Below are 14,936 nucleotides of genomic sequence, written 5' to 3' on the forward strand. Positions count from 1 at the left end.
ACTTTTTATACCAAAGAAGGGGGTTTTGTGGAGTTTGAGTTCGACCCGCTCAAGAGCGCCAGCAACTTCGCCAAACACGGCATCGACTTCGACGCCGCGCAGGCGCTGTGGCGTGACGACCGACTGCTCGAAGTGCAGGCGAGGACGACCGATGAACCACGGTGGCTCGTCGTGGGACGTATCGCGGGCGTCGCCTGGTCGGCGGTGGTCACGTATCGTGATCACCGTGTTCGTCTGATATCCGTGCGCCACGCGCGCGCTGAGGAGGTGGCGTTGTATGAAGGCGAAGGACTTTGACCGCAAGTTCGACCGCGAGGTCGACATCACGGACGATCTCGATCTGTCCACTGCGCGTCGCCCGACGCAAGCACCGCGTCGCGTGAACGTCGACTTTCCCGTCTGGATGATTGACTCGCTCGACCAGGAAGCTGCGAGACTCGGCGTCACGCGGCAGTCGATCATCAAGGTATGGATCGCCGAACGTCTCGAGAAGCGGGCGTCGTGAGCATCCGCAGCGGTCGCTCGTGACATTCGCGACACTGACGGCGACCCTCGCCGACCGCTACCGCCTCGACCGCGAGCTCGGTCAGGGCGGCATGGCCACGGTGTACCTCGCGCACGATCTCAAGCACGACCGCGACGTCGCTATCAAGGTGCTGCGCGACGATGTAGCGCAGTCGGTGGGGCGCGAGCGTTTTCTGCGCGAGATTCAGCTGGCCGCGCGGCTGAGTCATCCGCACATCCTGCCGCTCTACGATTCGGGCGACGCGGATGGTGCGTTGTACTACGTGATGCCCGTGGTGCAGGGGCAGTCGCTGCGCGATCGGCTCGACACGCAGCGTCAGCTCCCAATCGCCGAGGCAGTGCGCATTGCCAGCGAAGTGGCGGCGGCACTCGACCACGCGCATCGCGTGGGCATTGTGCACCGTGACATCAAGCCGGAGAACATCCTCCTGCAGAACGGCCACGCGCTCGTGGCCGACTTCGGGATTGGCAAGGCGATCAGCGACGCGCCGGGTGACACGCTCACGCAGATGGGGATGAGCGTGGGCACGCCGGCCTACATGAGTCCCGAGCAGGCCGTGGGCGAAGAGGTGGACGGCCGCAGTGATCTCTACAGCCTGGGGTGCGTGCTGTACGAGATGATCGCGGGAGAACCGCCGTTCACCGGTCCGACGATGCAGGCCGTAATTGCCAAGCGGTTCGTGCAGACGCCGGTAGAAGTCGCGGCGCTGCGTGAAGGTGTACCGGGGCCAGTGTCGCGCGCGGTGAGCCAGGCGCTCGCGCGCGTCGCCGTCGACCGTTACGAGACGGCGGCGCAGTTCAGCACGGCGATCAATGCTCCCGAAACGGTGTCGGTAAAACCAGCCGCGCCAGCCAAGTCACTAGCAATTCTGCCGTTCGAGAATCTCAGCGCCGACCCCGACAACCAGTACTTCGCCGACGGCATTGCGGACGACATTCTCGATGCGCTCGTGCCGATTGACGGCCTGCATGTCGCGGCGCGCAACTCGGCGTTCTCGTTTCGCGGCAAGCAGACGGTACTCGCTGAGATCGGCGACGCGTTGCAGGTTGCGACGGTACTGCAAGGGAGTGTGCGCAAGGCAGGCAATCGCATGCGCCTCGCGGTGCAACTGGTGTCGGTGAGCGACGGCTACCACTTGTGGTCGGAGCGCTTCGATCGCGAACTCACCGACGTGTTTGCCGTACAGGACGAAATCGCGGCAGCCATTGCGGCGAAGTTGCAGGTCACATTTGTGCCACCGACTGAGCCTTCAGGGAGGGTGACCAGCGCTCAGGTGGAGGCGTTTGAACTGATCGCAAAAGGCCGAGCGCTGACGGCGCAGCGAGGTCGAAGCTTGTTGGCAGCACGTGAGTGCCTTGAGCGCGCTATTCAGCTTGACCCGCTAAACGCAGAAGCGCATGCATCACTGGGTGCCGCACTGATGGAGTTCGTGCGCTTTGGCCTGCTCCCGGTAACGGAGGTTCGCCCGTTGGTGCAGGCAGCGCTCGCGCGCGCGCTGGAACTCGACGCCACGATGGCCGCTGCGATGGGGACGATGGGCATGGTATCCCTCTTTCTGGACCACGATCCGAGAGCTGCATTTTCCTGGTGGGAGCGCGCATTAGTATTGCAACCGCGGTTGGTTGAAGTCCGTGCGAGCTATGCACTGCATGGCTTGCTGATGTGGCACGGTGACGACGATGAGCGCGCCTTGACTGAGCTCGCGCGAGCGGCGACCGAGGACCCACGAAGCGCTTTCTGTGCGGCCCATTACGGCGTTGGCCTCGCGGCGGCCACGCGGTTTTCCGAGGCGACTGTGGAAGTGGAGCGCGCGTACTCGCTTGATCCGCAGGCGTTCCTCCCTCAATACGGACGGGTTGCCGCACTCTCGCGAACGGCGGATGCCGCTCGCACCGTCGAAGCCGCCAGAGTGGCCTTCGCCTCAGTCGGCCGGCATGTGCTCATCCTCGGCTGGCTCACAAAGTCATACGTAACCCAGGGCGACCGTATTCGAGCCGAGGGCCTGTACGCTGAGCTTCAGGCTCGCGCGCTCACTGATGATGTCTCAAACATGGCACTTGCGCTCGCGGCTGATGCCCTGGGTCGAGTGGACGAAGCGATCACGTACGCACTTGAGTCTGTCCGCTGCTGTGATTTCACCATCCCTTTTTGGACGCGAAGCGCGTTTTCGAGCGACGCCTTGCGCGCCCACCCGCGGTATCCGGAACTGCTGCGGGCGATGGGGCTGTGAACCGGCGACGATCCCTTTCCCTGGTGCTGCTCACGCTGTGCGGCTGCGGCGCCGGAGCGGCATCATCCCCGGTTGCCCCCGTGCCGCCGCCAGTCGTGTGGACCACCACCGCCATCAGCGCGCCGCGCGTGCAGTATCGCACCTTCTCCAGTGTGATTGCGCGCGCCACCGTGAGCTAACACGTCTACACGCCGCCGCAATACGACAGCGACGCGGCACGACGCTTCCCGGTGCTCTACTGGCTGCACGGCAGCGGAGGAGGACTCGGGGGCATCGCCATACTCACGGCGTATTTCGACGACGCTATTCGCGCGGGACGCATTCCGCCTATGCTCGTGGTGTTCCCCGACGGCATGGCGTCGAGCATGTGGGCCGATTCCAAAGACGGACGCGTCCCCATGGAGTCCATGGTGGTGCGCGACTTGGTGCCGCACGTTGACGCGACCTTTCGCACACTGGCCACGCGCGACGGGCGGTTGCTGGAAGGGTTCAGCATGGGCGGGCTTGGCGCGTCACGATGGGGACTGCGCTACCCCAAGGTGTTTGGCGCGATGACCATGTTCGCGGCGGGCCCGCTGGATCTCGACTTCAATGGGCCACGCGCGACGGGAAATCCCGCCGAACGGGCGCAGATCCTGCGCGACGTGTACAATGTGGGGCACGATACCATGACGCTCCTCGAGGGGCTCGGCGATCGGAACTTTGCGTTTTATCGCGCGGTGTTCGCCGCACGCTGAGACGCCGCGCTACGGCACCAACGACACCAAGCGGCTTCCGTTCGTGCGTACCGCACTGAAATGACGCCGGTCGGTGGTGAAGATCTCGCGCGCACCGAGTCGTTCGGCAACGGCAATGACCGTCGCATCCACGAAGCCCAACGGGACATCGATATACTCGCGCATCAGGGCCGATGCACGCATCACGTCGTCCGACTCCACCGGTTCGACAATCAGCTCGCCGTTGGCCACCGCTCGCACGAACGCCTGCTCCGCCTGCGCGCTGATGCGCGTTTGCAGCAAGTAGCACACTTCGGGTAGCACGGTGATGGGCACGCGAATGTGACGCGCCTGTGCCGTCCACCACGCGGTCACGCGCTCGTGCCACGCATCGCTGCGATCGATCAGCGCATATAAGGGCCCCGTGTCGGCAATGACCATCAGCCGTGCGGATCCTTCCAGAGCAGGGTGTCCACCTGCTCGGACGTGTCGCTCCTACCGCTGGAAAACTGACCCGCGATAGACGGCAGCGGCGACGTCGCCCCCGGGACGGCGAGGTACATCGCGACGGCCTCACGCACGAGCGACGCCGTGCTCACGCCCGTACGCTGCGCGGCCCGCTGCAGCTGGAGCATCATCTGGTCGTCAAAGAACACGGTAGTGCGCTTCATGCCATATGTATGCTGTATATGCATGACTATGTCAAACTCGCGGATGGGAACCCGTTCCTCCGGCGCCGACTTCTCGCTGTATGCATACCACGGTACGCTCCCGACTCCTTCTCCTTCTGCCAGTCCTGACGTTGGCGCTTGGCGCATCCGCCGGGCCTCGCCGCCCCGTCGCGGACCCCGTGTCCATGCCAGCGCCGGTCACGCTCTTCACTTTCGACCGCGCCGACGAAGCCAACTGGGCTGTGGTGAACGACGGGGTCATGGGTGGCCGCTCGGCGGGGTTCGTGGCTGTTGAGCAGGGCGCTTTGCGCTTCACAGGCACGCTGGTCACACAGGGGGGCGGCTTTACCTCGGTGCGGGCGCGGCGCGCCGTGGACCTCACCGGGCAGGTTGGCATCGAACTCCGCGTACGAGGCAGCGGCCGCCAGTTCGAGGTGGAGCTCGACGACGGCGAGCGCGCCTATGGCCGCACGGTCTCGCGGCGGGCGCCGTTTGCGACGTCGGCCGAATGGACGTTGGTGCGCGTGCCATTCAGTGTGCTACGAAGCACGATTTTCGGGCGGGAGGTGAACGCCCCGCCCATCAATGTGGCGCGCATCCGCGGCATGGGGTTGTACATGGCCGATGGGAAGGATGGCGCCTTTCGCCTGGAAGTGGACTACGTGCGGTCGTACGGGGCGGGTACCGAGTAGCGGTGTCGCTCCATCGTGAGCAGAGGCGCGCCATATTATCGGCAATGACCGCCTCTTCTCTGTTCACGATCCGGAAATACTTTGAGCGATAACCCGACGCCGATGCAGCGCCTGAGCGCGGCATTGTCCGACCGCTACCGTGTCGTTCGCCAGCTCGGCGAAGGCGGCATGGCCACCGTGTACCTGTGCGAGGACATCAAGCACGATCGCCAGGTGGCGCTCAAGTTGCTCAAGCCCGAACTCGCCGCCGTGCTCGGCGCCGAGCGCTTCGTGCAGGAGATCAAGACCACCGCGGCGCTGCAGCATCCGCACATATTGCCGCTCTTTGACAGCGGCGCGGCGGATGGATTCCTGTTTTACGTGATGCCGTTCATCGACGGCGAAACGTTGCGCGCCAAGCTCGATCGCGAAACACAACTGGGTGTGGAAGACGCGGTGCGGATCGCGCGTGATGTTGCCGATGCGCTGCACTACGCGCACACGCGCGGCATCGTGCACCGCGATGTGAAGCCGGAGAACATCCTGTTGCACGACGGCCGGCCCATGGTAGCGGACTTCGGCATCGCGCTGGCGGTAAGCGCCGCCGCGGGTGGGCGCATGACCGAGACGGGGCTGAGTCTCGGCACGCCGCACTACATGAGCCCCGAGCAGGCCACGGCCGAGAAGGAAATCTCGGCGCGCAGCGACGTGTATTCGATTGGCAGTGTGCTGTACGAAATGCTCACGGGCAATCCGCCGTTCACCGGCGCGAGTGCGCAGCAGATCATCATGAAGATCATCACCACGCCTGCCGAAGCGGTGACGGTGTACCGCAAGTCGGTGCCGCCGAATGTCGCGGCGGCGGTGGCCAAGTCGTTGGAGAAGTTGCCGGCCGATCGCTTCGAGACGGCGAAGGCTTTTGCGGAGGCGCTCGGCAATCCGGCGTTTACGGATGTTTTCTCGAACGCTCAGTCCCGGGGGGTGCGTGGCGGCGCATCATCCCGCTCCGCCGTCGCTCGATGGGGAGTGCTGGGCTGGGCGGTCGGCGCAGCCGGCTTGGCACTCGCCGCCTGGTCGTGGCGCGGCACGAGCGGACCGGATGACGAGCAAGCGAGCGCCACGTACTTGAATGTCGCGCTGGCTGACTCCACGTCGCTTGCCAATATCGGCCCGCTCGGCAGTGGGGTCGAGGCGATTGCCTTGTCGGCAGACGGACGGCTGCTGGTGTACGCCGCAAGTAGCGCGAGCGGCGTACAGCTCTATCGCCGGGATCTCAATCGATTCACGACGGAACCGATCAAGGGTACGGAGGGCGCTTACGCGCCGATGCTGTCGCCGGACAACAGGTGGGTGGCGTTCTTCGTCGGCAACGAGTTGCGCAAGGTGCCCATTGACGGTGGCACGGCGGTGTTGTTGGCCACGGTTCCCGAAATGGAGGGTGCCAGTTGGAGCCGTGACGGGCGCATCCTGGTGGCCGCACGAGAAGGGGACGTGCTGGGCTGGGTACCGGAGTCAGGTGGCACCATTGCGCCCATCCCCAATCCCTCCCGTGCCAATCGCCAGTCACCGCAGCTGCTGGCCGATGGACAGCACGCCCTCGTGTGGGCGGCAGGGCTGGCCGTGCCGCCTGGCGTCTATGCCGTGAATCTGGTAAGCGGTGCTCTCGTGGCCATCACCATGTCGGGGCCGAAGGCTGCCGACTCACTCGGCTCCGACCTGCCGTTGCGAGGCACGCAGCCCGGGCTCTTGCCCTCCGGCTACCTGACCTTCGTCACGTCGGCCGGGATGATGGCGGTTGCGTTCGACCCCTCCACTCTGGGTGTGCGCGGCCGTCCGGTCGAGGTGCTCAGTGGCGTGGCGCATTACGCCGTCGCGAACACGGGGATGCTGGTGTACGCGCCGAGCGACGGTGCCGATCGCAGCGCGCTGGTGTGGGTCACTCCGGACGGCGCCGTCGACAGCCTTGGCTTTAGTACGCAACGCTACGGCACGTTTTCGCTGTCACCCGATGGTCGCCGATTGGCCGTAATCGTGGAATCAACCAGCCTCGCGAATGAACTCTGGGTATACGACCTCCAGCAACGCGCCCGGGTGAAGGTGCGAACGCAGGGCTTCGTACGGTCGCCGTCGTGGTGGCCGGACTCCCGGCGCATCGTGTTCAACGAGTATGCCCTCGCTCCCGGAACGCCCATCATCGCGGTCCGCCAGTTGGTGGAAAGTGCCGGCGAGCGCGACACGTTGGGGGTGGGGTGGGAAGTGTCGGGCATTGCGCCCGATACCACGATCGCGGTGGGCACCAAAGGCTTCGGGCGTGGCGCCTGGATTTTCCCGTTGACCAAGGGCCAGCCGCCTGTTTCGCTGGATTCGTTTCCGACAGCGTGGGGACCCACGGTCTCGCCGGATGGTCGATGGATTGCTTATACGTCGAATGAGGCGGGGCAGTATGACATCTACGTCGCTCCCACGGCGCGGCGCGGAGAGCGCCGCAAGGTCTCACTGGGGTTTGGCGAAGAGCCCGTGTGGTCGCCACGTGGAGATAAACTGTTCTATCGGGCGGGAACGGAGTGGTACGGGGTGTCCGTGCCAACGGGCGCGCAAACCGAGTTCGGTCGTGCCGCGCCGGTGTTCCGCGGGCCGTACGCCAACGTGCTTGACCGATCGCACGACATCTCGCGGGATGGCCGTCGGCACCTGGTGCTCCTGGGCCCACCCAGGCGCCCCACGACGCATCTCAACGTGATTCAGAATTGGGTCGTGGACGTGCGCGCCAAGGTGGCGGCGCAGGACACGGTGCGTCGGTGATCTCCCGAACCAGCCGCTCCTACACTTCTGCCATCGCCTTCGCCCTGCCCGCGCTCTTCGCGTTGCGCAGCGGGAGCGCGGCAGCGTCTGACACACTGCCGGCTATCGGATACCACGACAACTCCGTCGCGGCCGGGCGCGATCGTGCCGGCGTTCGCGAGGTAACGTTCGAGATCCGCCGCGGCCTCTGGCGCCCCAACGGACCTGATCGTCCCGGTACGCGGATGCTGGCCTTCGCCGAGCCGGGACAGCCGCTCCGCTTGCCGGGGCCGCTCGTGCGCGTCAGCGCCGGCACCAGGCTCGCGATCACCGTGCGCAACGGCAGCGACAGCATTGTCGTGCTGCGCGGACTCTCCGCCAATCCCACGGACTCGCTCGTGCTCGCACCGGGCGCGAGCGGCACCGTGCGATCGATCGCCGACCAGTCAGGCACGCGGTTCTATCATGGCACCTTCGCCGGTCTGACGCTCAAGAACCTGCGCGGTGATGACGCGCACCTGGCGGGCGCGATCATCGTCGATCCACCGGACCAGCGGCGGCGGGACGCGGTCTTCGTCATCAGCTCGTCGTTCCATGGCCGCGATTCGCTGGGCCGGGTCAGCACGGAGCGCGAACCGATCTGGATCGTGAACGGCCGACCGTGGCCCTTCACGCAGCGACTCACAGGCGCGGTGGGCGACTCGCTCCGCTATCGGGTGCTGAACGCGTCGTGGGACGCGCATCCGATGCACTTGCACGGCACCTATTTCCGCGTGGTGGCGCGCGGCGGGCCCTGGCGCGACACCACGCTCGCGCCGGACGCCGAGCGCATGGTGGCCACCGAGCTCGTGCCGTCCGGCGCCACGATGGCGATGGCCTGGATGCCCGATCGCCCCGGCACCTGGTTGATGCATTGCCATTTCACCTCGCACGTGATGCAGAACATCGGCTTCGGCAGCGATTCGTTGTCGCCGGCGGAGTACGACGCGAGGCTCCTGCATCCCCATGGTGGGGATCCGAACCGGCACGTGGAGCAGGAGATGGGCGGGCTCTTCATGACCATCACGGTGCCGCCGCCGCGCGGCTGGACCCTGCCGACCGCGCCGCGCAAGGTGATCACCTTCGACGTGCCGCGCGATTCCGTCGCGGGCGATATGATGCCGGCGTTCTCTCCAACGGTGACCGATGGGGCCACCGTGTCGCAGCCCGAAGTGCGCGCCGGCCCGGGTGGCATGCTGCTGCTGCATCAGGGCGAGCCCACCACGGTGCGGGTGCGCAACCGGTCGGGCGAACACACGGCCATTCATTGGCACGGCATGGAGCTCGAGAATCTCTATGATGGCGTGGTCGGGCTGGGCGGAACACCGGGCAAGCGCACGCCAGCGGTGGCGCCGGGCGAAAGCTTTGACGCGTACATGACCCCACCGCGCGCGGGGACGTTTATCTACCACACGCACTTGATGGAGGTGCGGCAGCAGCAGCGCGGCCTGTACGGGGCCATGATCGTGTTGCCGGCTGGTGCAACCTGGGACGCCTCGCGTGACCATGTATTCGTGCTGGGCACACTCCGCGACTCGGGGCCCATGCTCAACGGGGCGAAGGTCTCGCCCACGCTCGATATCGCGGCTGGTGTGACGCACCGGATGCGGTTCATCAACGTGACGACCGGGAGCTCGAGCGCGCGCTGGCAGCTGGTGCGCGCGGATTCGACGCTCACGGAATGGACCCGACACGCCAAGGACGCGGTCGACCTGCCCGAGGCACAGCGCATCAGCGTACCGGCCCGTCAGGCGGTGAGCATCGGCGAGACGTACGACGTCCTCTTCTCACCGAGCGCGCCGGGCGAGTACCGCCTGGAGATCCGGCTCGCGTCGGGCAGACTGCTGGGGCAGCAGACTATCCGCGTGGTGGCGCGCCCGTGAGGCGGGGGGCGCGCCCGCCTCACGAATCACGCCGTCATTTGCCGCCCGACGCGGTCAGCCGACGCAGCTCTCCGAACCACCCCTGCAGGATGAAATACCGCACTGCGGCCGCTCCACCACCGGCGACGGTCGTCTGTACCGGCGCCGTGTAGACGAAGTGCTTGCCGTCCGGGTGCAGGTCCCAGTTCCAGACGCCATCCACATCCAGCGCGACGACGAACTCGGGTGCTTGTATGACTACGGACGGCGTGCGATCCACGCGCACCCGATAGAGCGAGTCCAGCTGCGGCGAGGGCCGCCAGTAATACAGATACCGCCCGTCCGGTGACCAGCGTGGTGCGCGCGACAAACCTCTCGACACGGCCCACTTGCCCACCGGCGTGGGGAAGTCGCGGAGCCACACGGACAGATCGCCTCCGCCTTCAGTGGAGGTGTAGGCGAGCAACCGACGATCAGGCGAGACCCGCGACTCGAACTCGTTCTCCGGTGACCGCAAGTAGGGCACCGGGGTGCTTCCGCTGTCTGGGCGCATGAAGAGGATGTCCCTCCGCCGCTCAGGCGAGAGGCTGGTAAACAGCAGCAGCGTATCGTCGAGCCACTGGTCGGCGATGATCTCGCGCGACCTGAGCGTAGTGATTCGGCGCGCCGGCGCGTGATTGTCAGCGAACGTGATGAACAGGTCTTCAGCGGCCGGATTGGAGTCCGCACGCGTCATGAATGCAATGCGTTGGCCGTCCGGCGACCACACCGGACTGTCGCGATCGCCGTCGAACGTCAGTTGTGTGTACGTCCTGGTATTCACGTCCAGCGTGAAGATCTCGGAGTCGCCGCTCCGCTGTGCCGAGCCGACCGTCATCGCCAGCGCGCGCCCGTCGGGCGAGAACCGCAGGTTCGTTCTCCGGCCCGTCGGCAACCGCAACGTGTCATGGGCGCCGCCCAACGTGACCAGCACCGGTACGTTGAGGCCTCCGATGTTGGCGGCAGCGTCGCGCTGCACCACAACGCCGTTCTGCGACATCGCGTAGCCGCGCGCCAGACCGGTCCTGCCCACCCGTTCGAGCACTCGCACCGGCGTCCCCGTCGCCATATGTGTTGCCAGATCGAAGGCGACGGCAAACAGCCCCCCCTCCGGCGACACAAAGAGCAGGTGCCCGGACGGCGCATACATGGGCGCATCACCGACTGGAAGCACCACGCTCACCGAGTCCTTCGCGAAGTCGTAGTACGACACCTGGTCGTTTTCCGCGAAGAGCAGGCCGGCGCCATCGGGGAGCGCAAAGATCGACGAACTTTTGACCTTCGGCATCGGCACGACGGGACCGCCCGCGGCCGGCACCCGGAACACCCCCGTCGGCCCAGTGAAGACGATGGTATCGGGATGGCCCCACTGCGGGAGAATCGGATCGAGCTTGCCCGCCGGGACCACCGTCACCGCGCCGCCACCGCCCACGGGGATCTTCACGAGCGAGCGATCGGAGGTGCGTTGGAAAGCGAGCCACTGTCCGTCGGGAGAGAACGTGGGGAACAGCCCGCTCTCGCTCCCGGCCAGCTTGCGGAAGCCAAGGTCCACGTCGAGGGTGCGCACGTAGATCGCCGTCCCGTCACTCCCCTCGCGGGCCGACAGGGCGAGCGTCCGGCCATCGGGGGAGATGGCGATATCGTTGGTCCCTGAGATCTGTAGCGTACCGAGGGTCAGGTCGTACCGACGGAACGGCTCCTCGGGCATCGTGCGCATCCAGCCGGCCGCCGCCGCGCCGAGCGCCAGCACGGCAACCACCGACGCTACCACCGTGGCCAGCCGTCTACTGCGCCCCTCAGGGGAGGCCTGCGCACCGCCCACCGCCGCCGTCGCGGCCAGCGCAAACGCCGGATTCCCCAGCGCCTCTGCAAACGCCTTGGCGCTTTCGAAACGATCGGCCGGCAGCTTCTCCAACGCCTTCGCCACCGCTGCCGCCACGTTGCCTGGCACGGACTTGCGATACTTCGTCACCGCCGCGGCCGGCTCGGTGATGATCTTCATGATGATCTGCTGCGCCGAGTTGCCCATGTGCGGCGGCTCGCCGCAGAGCATCTCATACAGCACGCTCGCCAGCGAGTATACGTCGCTGCGCCCGGAGATTTCCTTCTCCGCGGTGGCCTGCTCGGGGCTCATGTAGTGCGGCGTCCCGAGCGAGAGCCCCGTTTCGGTCATACGCCCGCCCGCGGCCGCGCTCACTGCCAACGCGATACCGAAATCCGCGATGAGCGGGCGCCCGCCCTGCATCAGAATGTTCTCGGGTTTGATGTCGCGGTGGATCACGCCGCGCGCATGCGCGTAGTCGAGCGCATCCAGCACCTCGCGGGCGATGCGCACCGCATCGTCGATGCCCAGCTGGGTCTCGCGATCCAGCTTGCTGCGCAGCGTCTCTCCGTCAATGAACGGCATGACGTAGAACAGGAACCCATCCGCCGTACCGCTGTCGAACAGCGGCAGGATATGCGGATGGCTCATGCTCGCCGTGGTCTTGATCTCCACTACGAATCGTTCACCGCCGAGCACCGCCGCCAACTCCGGCTTGAGCACCTTGACCGCCACCAGGCGATCGTGCTTGAGGTCCTGTGCGAGATAAACCGTGGCCATGCCGCCCGCGCCCAACTCGCGCTCAATGCGGTAGCGGTCGGCGAGGGCGGTGATCAATCGTTCGGGAATGGGACTCATAATGGCGGAAGCTATGCCGCCGAGGCCGCTCTCGCGACCAACGCCGCCGTCAGCGCGCCTCCATCAGTCTCCGTCGCAACTCCCGCGCCCAGTTGCTCACCAGCACTCCTCTCGCTTCCCCGCTCGTTGGCTGGAGGATGAGGAACTGCGTGCCGTCGGGCGTTACGTCATACGACGGATGCGTAGGATCGGCGACGCCCTGCAAGGACAGCGCGAGGCGTCGCGCGCTGACGCGCACGTCGGGGCCCGCGGTGAGCGACGCGGCGACGATGCCGCCAGGGCCGCGATAGTAGAGGGTGCGACCGCTGGCGTCGAAAAGGGGCTCGCTTCCGCCGGCGTCACTCACCTGCACGCGCGGGCCGTCGCCGGGAAAAGGGCGCAGGTAGATCTCGGCGCGGCCGCTCACGTCGGACTGGTAGGCGAGCCACTTCCCGTCGCGCGAGAGGCGCGGCATGATCTCCGAACTCGGCCCGACGGCGATCGGGCGTAAGGTGCGGTCGCCGGAGAGGTCCATGGCGTAGATGTCGCGCGGATAGCCGGCGCTGGGGGCGGTGCGGATCACGAGCCAGCGGCCGTCAGGGGAGAGCAGCGCCTCGTTCACCTCGCCGTTGCCCTTCAGGTCGCGTGACGAATTGAAGAGCGTGTCGGTGCTCCCGCTGCCGTCAACGGCGACCGAGAAAATCCGCCCGTCGCCGCCGATCAATGCCTTGTAGATGACGCGTCGGCCATCGGCCGACCACTCCGGTGCGGACGCGACGCCGATCGTGGTGAGCCGCGAGAATGTGCCGGCAGCGCGATCGAGCACCCAGATGTCGGTGCCATCCTTGCCGCCCACCACGACCGCCAGGCGACGGCCGTCGGGCGAGAAGCGCGGATCGGTGTGGATCGCACTGTCGGGCCGGATCGTGATTCGCGACGTGCCGCTCGCGAGGACCAGTTGTGACGACGCGTTGCCGGCGATGTAGGCCAGCGTCCCCTGAGGGCTGAGGCCGGCGGCACCCACCGATCCGACGAGCGTCACCGGGTCGCCGAGGACCTTGAGCGAGGCCGCGTCGAAGCGCGCGGCGGTGATGTCCCCACCGAGACCGAGGTAGACGAGGTGATCGTCCACCATCCCGATCGCGACCCGACCCGGGAGCGGTAGTTCGGTGACCGCTCCGGTGGCGAGGGTGATCGCCACGAGGTTCCCCTTGGGCGCCGCGTTCGCCGTCCCCACGATCACCGTCTTCCCGTCCGGCAGCACAACGGGATGGAATGCGGGTTGCGATGCTGTCGAGTCCGTGAGCGGAGTGACCGCCCCGCCGCGCGCGGGGATGGTACTGAGGCCGTTATAGCTTCCGATGAGCACGGTGCCGTCGGCCATCCACGCGAGGCCCATGATGTCCCACCCGCCGGTGCCGCCGAGCAGTGAGGGCGTTCCGCCCGTGGCGGCGGTGCGGTAGATGTCGTAGCCCTCGTTGTAGACGAGCTCGCGGCCGTCGGGTGAGAAGGCGTACCACCGCAGCGCGCGCGGCGCGAGGCGCACGCGGGCATCGAGCGAGTCCAGGCGCTGGACGATCGTGGCGTATCCCGCCGTCCCCTGCGTCACGTACGCCACACGGTCGCCCTGCGGCGAGATGACGATGGGGAAGCCGCCGGTCATGAAACGTTCGCCGGCCGGCGCGTCGATGGGCAGGCGGAGCACCGGTGCCTCGCTCGGCGTGGGGGGCTGCGCTCTGGTCCACGCGAACACCCCGACGGCGCCGACCATGGTGATCCACGCCGCGCGCTCCATCCACCTACGGCGCGTGCTTGGCGCCGCTGCGCTCGCGGTGATGTATCGCCCACCGCTGCTCGTGTCGCCCTTGCCCTGCAGCGCCTCGGCGAACTCGGCGGCCGTCGCAAAGCGGTCGGCGGCGAGCTTCTCGAGCCCCTGCATCACGGCCGCTTCGACGTGGGGAGGCACGGCCTTACGCTGCGTCGCGAGGGCGCGCGGTTGCTCGGAGAGCAATCGTGCCACCACGGCCTGCACGCTCGGACCGGTAAAGGGCGGTTCGCCCACGAGCATCTCGTAGGTCACGACGGCGAGCGCGTAGACATCGGCGCGCGCATCGACAATCCGTTCGCCAGTGGCCTGCTCGGGGCTCATGTACTGCGGGGTACCGAGCGAAAGGCCGGTCTGCGTCATGCGCTGTCCGCCCGCACTCTGGACAGCGAGGGCGATGCCGAAGTCGGCAACGAGTGCGCGTCCGTCCTGAAGGAGGACGTTCTCGGGCTTGATGTCACGGTGGACGATGCCCTGGCGGTGGGCGAAGTCGAGCGCGCCGGCCACTTCGCTCGCCAGCCGCACGGCGTCTGCCACCGGCAGTTGCCCTTCCCGTTGCATCCGGGCGCGCAGCGTCTCCCCAGCCACGAAGGGCATGACGTAGTACAGCAGCCCGTCGGCCACGCCCGAATCGATCAGCCCCAGGATGTGCGGGTGCTGCAGCTTGGCGGTGACCTTGATCTCGGCCAGGAAGCGCTCGGCGCCGAGCGCGGCGCCGAGGTCCGGGTGGAGGACCTTGATGGCGACTTCGCGTTCGTGGCGAAGGTCGTGCGCGAGATAGACCGTAGCCATGCCGCCCGCGCCTAACTCCCGCTCAATGCGGTAGCGGTCGACAAGGGCGGCCATCAATCGTTCGGGAATTTGACTCATAAAGGCGGAAGCTATGCCGCCGAGGGACCTCGCGCGACGAGCTCCGC

At 66.8% G+C, this 14,936-nt stretch carries 11 protein-coding genes and 1 pseudogene; 8 read left to right on the top strand and 4 right to left on the bottom strand.

Annotated elements, in window-relative coordinates; all coding sequences use genetic code 11:
- Positions 1 to 27 precede the first annotated feature (27 nt).
- The 5 genes and pseudogenes from GEMMAAP_RS01980 to GEMMAAP_RS01995 form a co-directional block, all read left to right on the top strand.
- On the top strand, positions 28 to 297 hold the full coding sequence (locus tag GEMMAAP_RS01980) for a BrnT family toxin (RefSeq protein ID WP_026849216.1): 270 nt from the start codon (positions 28 to 30) through the stop codon (positions 295 to 297).
- Positions 278 to 505, top strand: a complete 228-nt coding sequence (gene brnA / locus GEMMAAP_RS01985; protein WP_026849217.1) for a type II toxin-antitoxin system BrnA family antitoxin — start codon at positions 278 to 280, stop codon at positions 503 to 505. The genes GEMMAAP_RS01980 and brnA overlap by 20 nt, the downstream gene beginning before the upstream one ends.
- Positions 506 to 524: 19 nt before the next feature.
- Positions 525 to 2,756, top strand: coding sequence for a protein kinase domain-containing protein (locus GEMMAAP_RS01990; protein WP_053333946.1), 2,232 nt, complete (start codon positions 525 to 527; stop codon positions 2,754 to 2,756).
- A gap of 23 nt (positions 2,757 to 2,779) precedes the next feature.
- A complete protein-coding gene (locus tag GEMMAAP_RS20460; RefSeq protein WP_158514691.1) occupies positions 2,780 to 2,935 on the top strand; it encodes a hypothetical protein in 156 nt (51 codons plus the stop codon).
- Positions 2,936 to 2,950: 15 nt separating this feature from the next.
- Positions 2,951 to 3,493, top strand: a pseudogene (locus GEMMAAP_RS01995) (alpha/beta hydrolase); the annotation flags it as partial.
- A 9-nt stretch (positions 3,494 to 3,502) separates the two neighbouring features.
- Here the strand turns inward: GEMMAAP_RS01995 and GEMMAAP_RS02000 are convergent.
- Positions 3,503 to 3,913, bottom strand: coding sequence for a type II toxin-antitoxin system VapC family toxin (locus GEMMAAP_RS02000; protein WP_026849218.1), 411 nt, complete (start codon positions 3,911 to 3,913; stop codon positions 3,503 to 3,505).
- Positions 3,913 to 4,143 carry a ribbon-helix-helix domain-containing protein gene (locus GEMMAAP_RS02005; RefSeq protein ID WP_145978954.1) on the bottom strand — a complete coding sequence of 77 codons (231 nt, stop codon included), beginning with the start codon at positions 4,141 to 4,143 and terminating at the stop codon, positions 3,913 to 3,915. The genes GEMMAAP_RS02000 and GEMMAAP_RS02005 overlap by 1 nt, the downstream gene beginning before the upstream one ends.
- A 185-nt stretch (positions 4,144 to 4,328) precedes the next feature.
- On the opposite strand from GEMMAAP_RS02005, the gene GEMMAAP_RS02010 reads away from it, so the two are divergent.
- From GEMMAAP_RS02010 to GEMMAAP_RS02020, 3 genes are all read left to right on the top strand, one after another.
- A complete protein-coding gene (locus tag GEMMAAP_RS02010; RefSeq protein WP_053333948.1) occupies positions 4,329 to 4,835 on the top strand; it encodes a CIA30 family protein in 507 nt (168 codons plus the stop codon).
- 102 nt (positions 4,836 to 4,937) lie between these two features.
- A complete protein-coding gene (locus GEMMAAP_RS02015; RefSeq protein WP_053333949.1) occupies positions 4,938 to 7,616 on the top strand; it encodes a protein kinase domain-containing protein in 2,679 nt (892 codons plus the stop codon).
- Positions 7,613 to 9,517 (top strand): multicopper oxidase domain-containing protein, encoded by a 1,905-nt coding sequence (locus GEMMAAP_RS02020; protein WP_145978956.1) that lies wholly within the window; start codon positions 7,613 to 7,615, stop codon positions 9,515 to 9,517. The genes GEMMAAP_RS02015 and GEMMAAP_RS02020 overlap by 4 nt, the downstream gene beginning before the upstream one ends.
- Positions 9,518 to 9,551: 34 nt before the next feature.
- On the opposite strand, the gene GEMMAAP_RS02025 is transcribed toward GEMMAAP_RS02020, so the two are convergent.
- Together GEMMAAP_RS02025 and GEMMAAP_RS02030 are read right to left on the bottom strand one after the other, a co-directional pair.
- Positions 9,552 to 12,215 carry a protein kinase domain-containing protein gene (locus tag GEMMAAP_RS02025; RefSeq protein WP_053333950.1) on the bottom strand — a complete coding sequence of 888 codons (2,664 nt, stop codon included), beginning with the start codon at positions 12,213 to 12,215 and terminating at the stop codon, positions 9,552 to 9,554.
- 49 nt (positions 12,216 to 12,264) lie between these two features.
- The gene (locus tag GEMMAAP_RS02030; RefSeq protein ID WP_082820987.1) at positions 12,265 to 14,889 is read right to left on the bottom strand and encodes a protein kinase domain-containing protein; all 2,625 of its coding nucleotides are present in this window, start codon (positions 14,887 to 14,889) and stop codon (positions 12,265 to 12,267) included.
- Between the last annotated feature and the right edge of the window lie 47 nt (positions 14,890 to 14,936).

It is taken from the genome of Gemmatimonas phototrophica, assembly GCF_000695095.2.
In the GTDB taxonomy this organism is placed as follows: Bacteria; Gemmatimonadota; Gemmatimonadetes; order Gemmatimonadales; family Gemmatimonadaceae; genus Gemmatimonas; species Gemmatimonas phototrophica.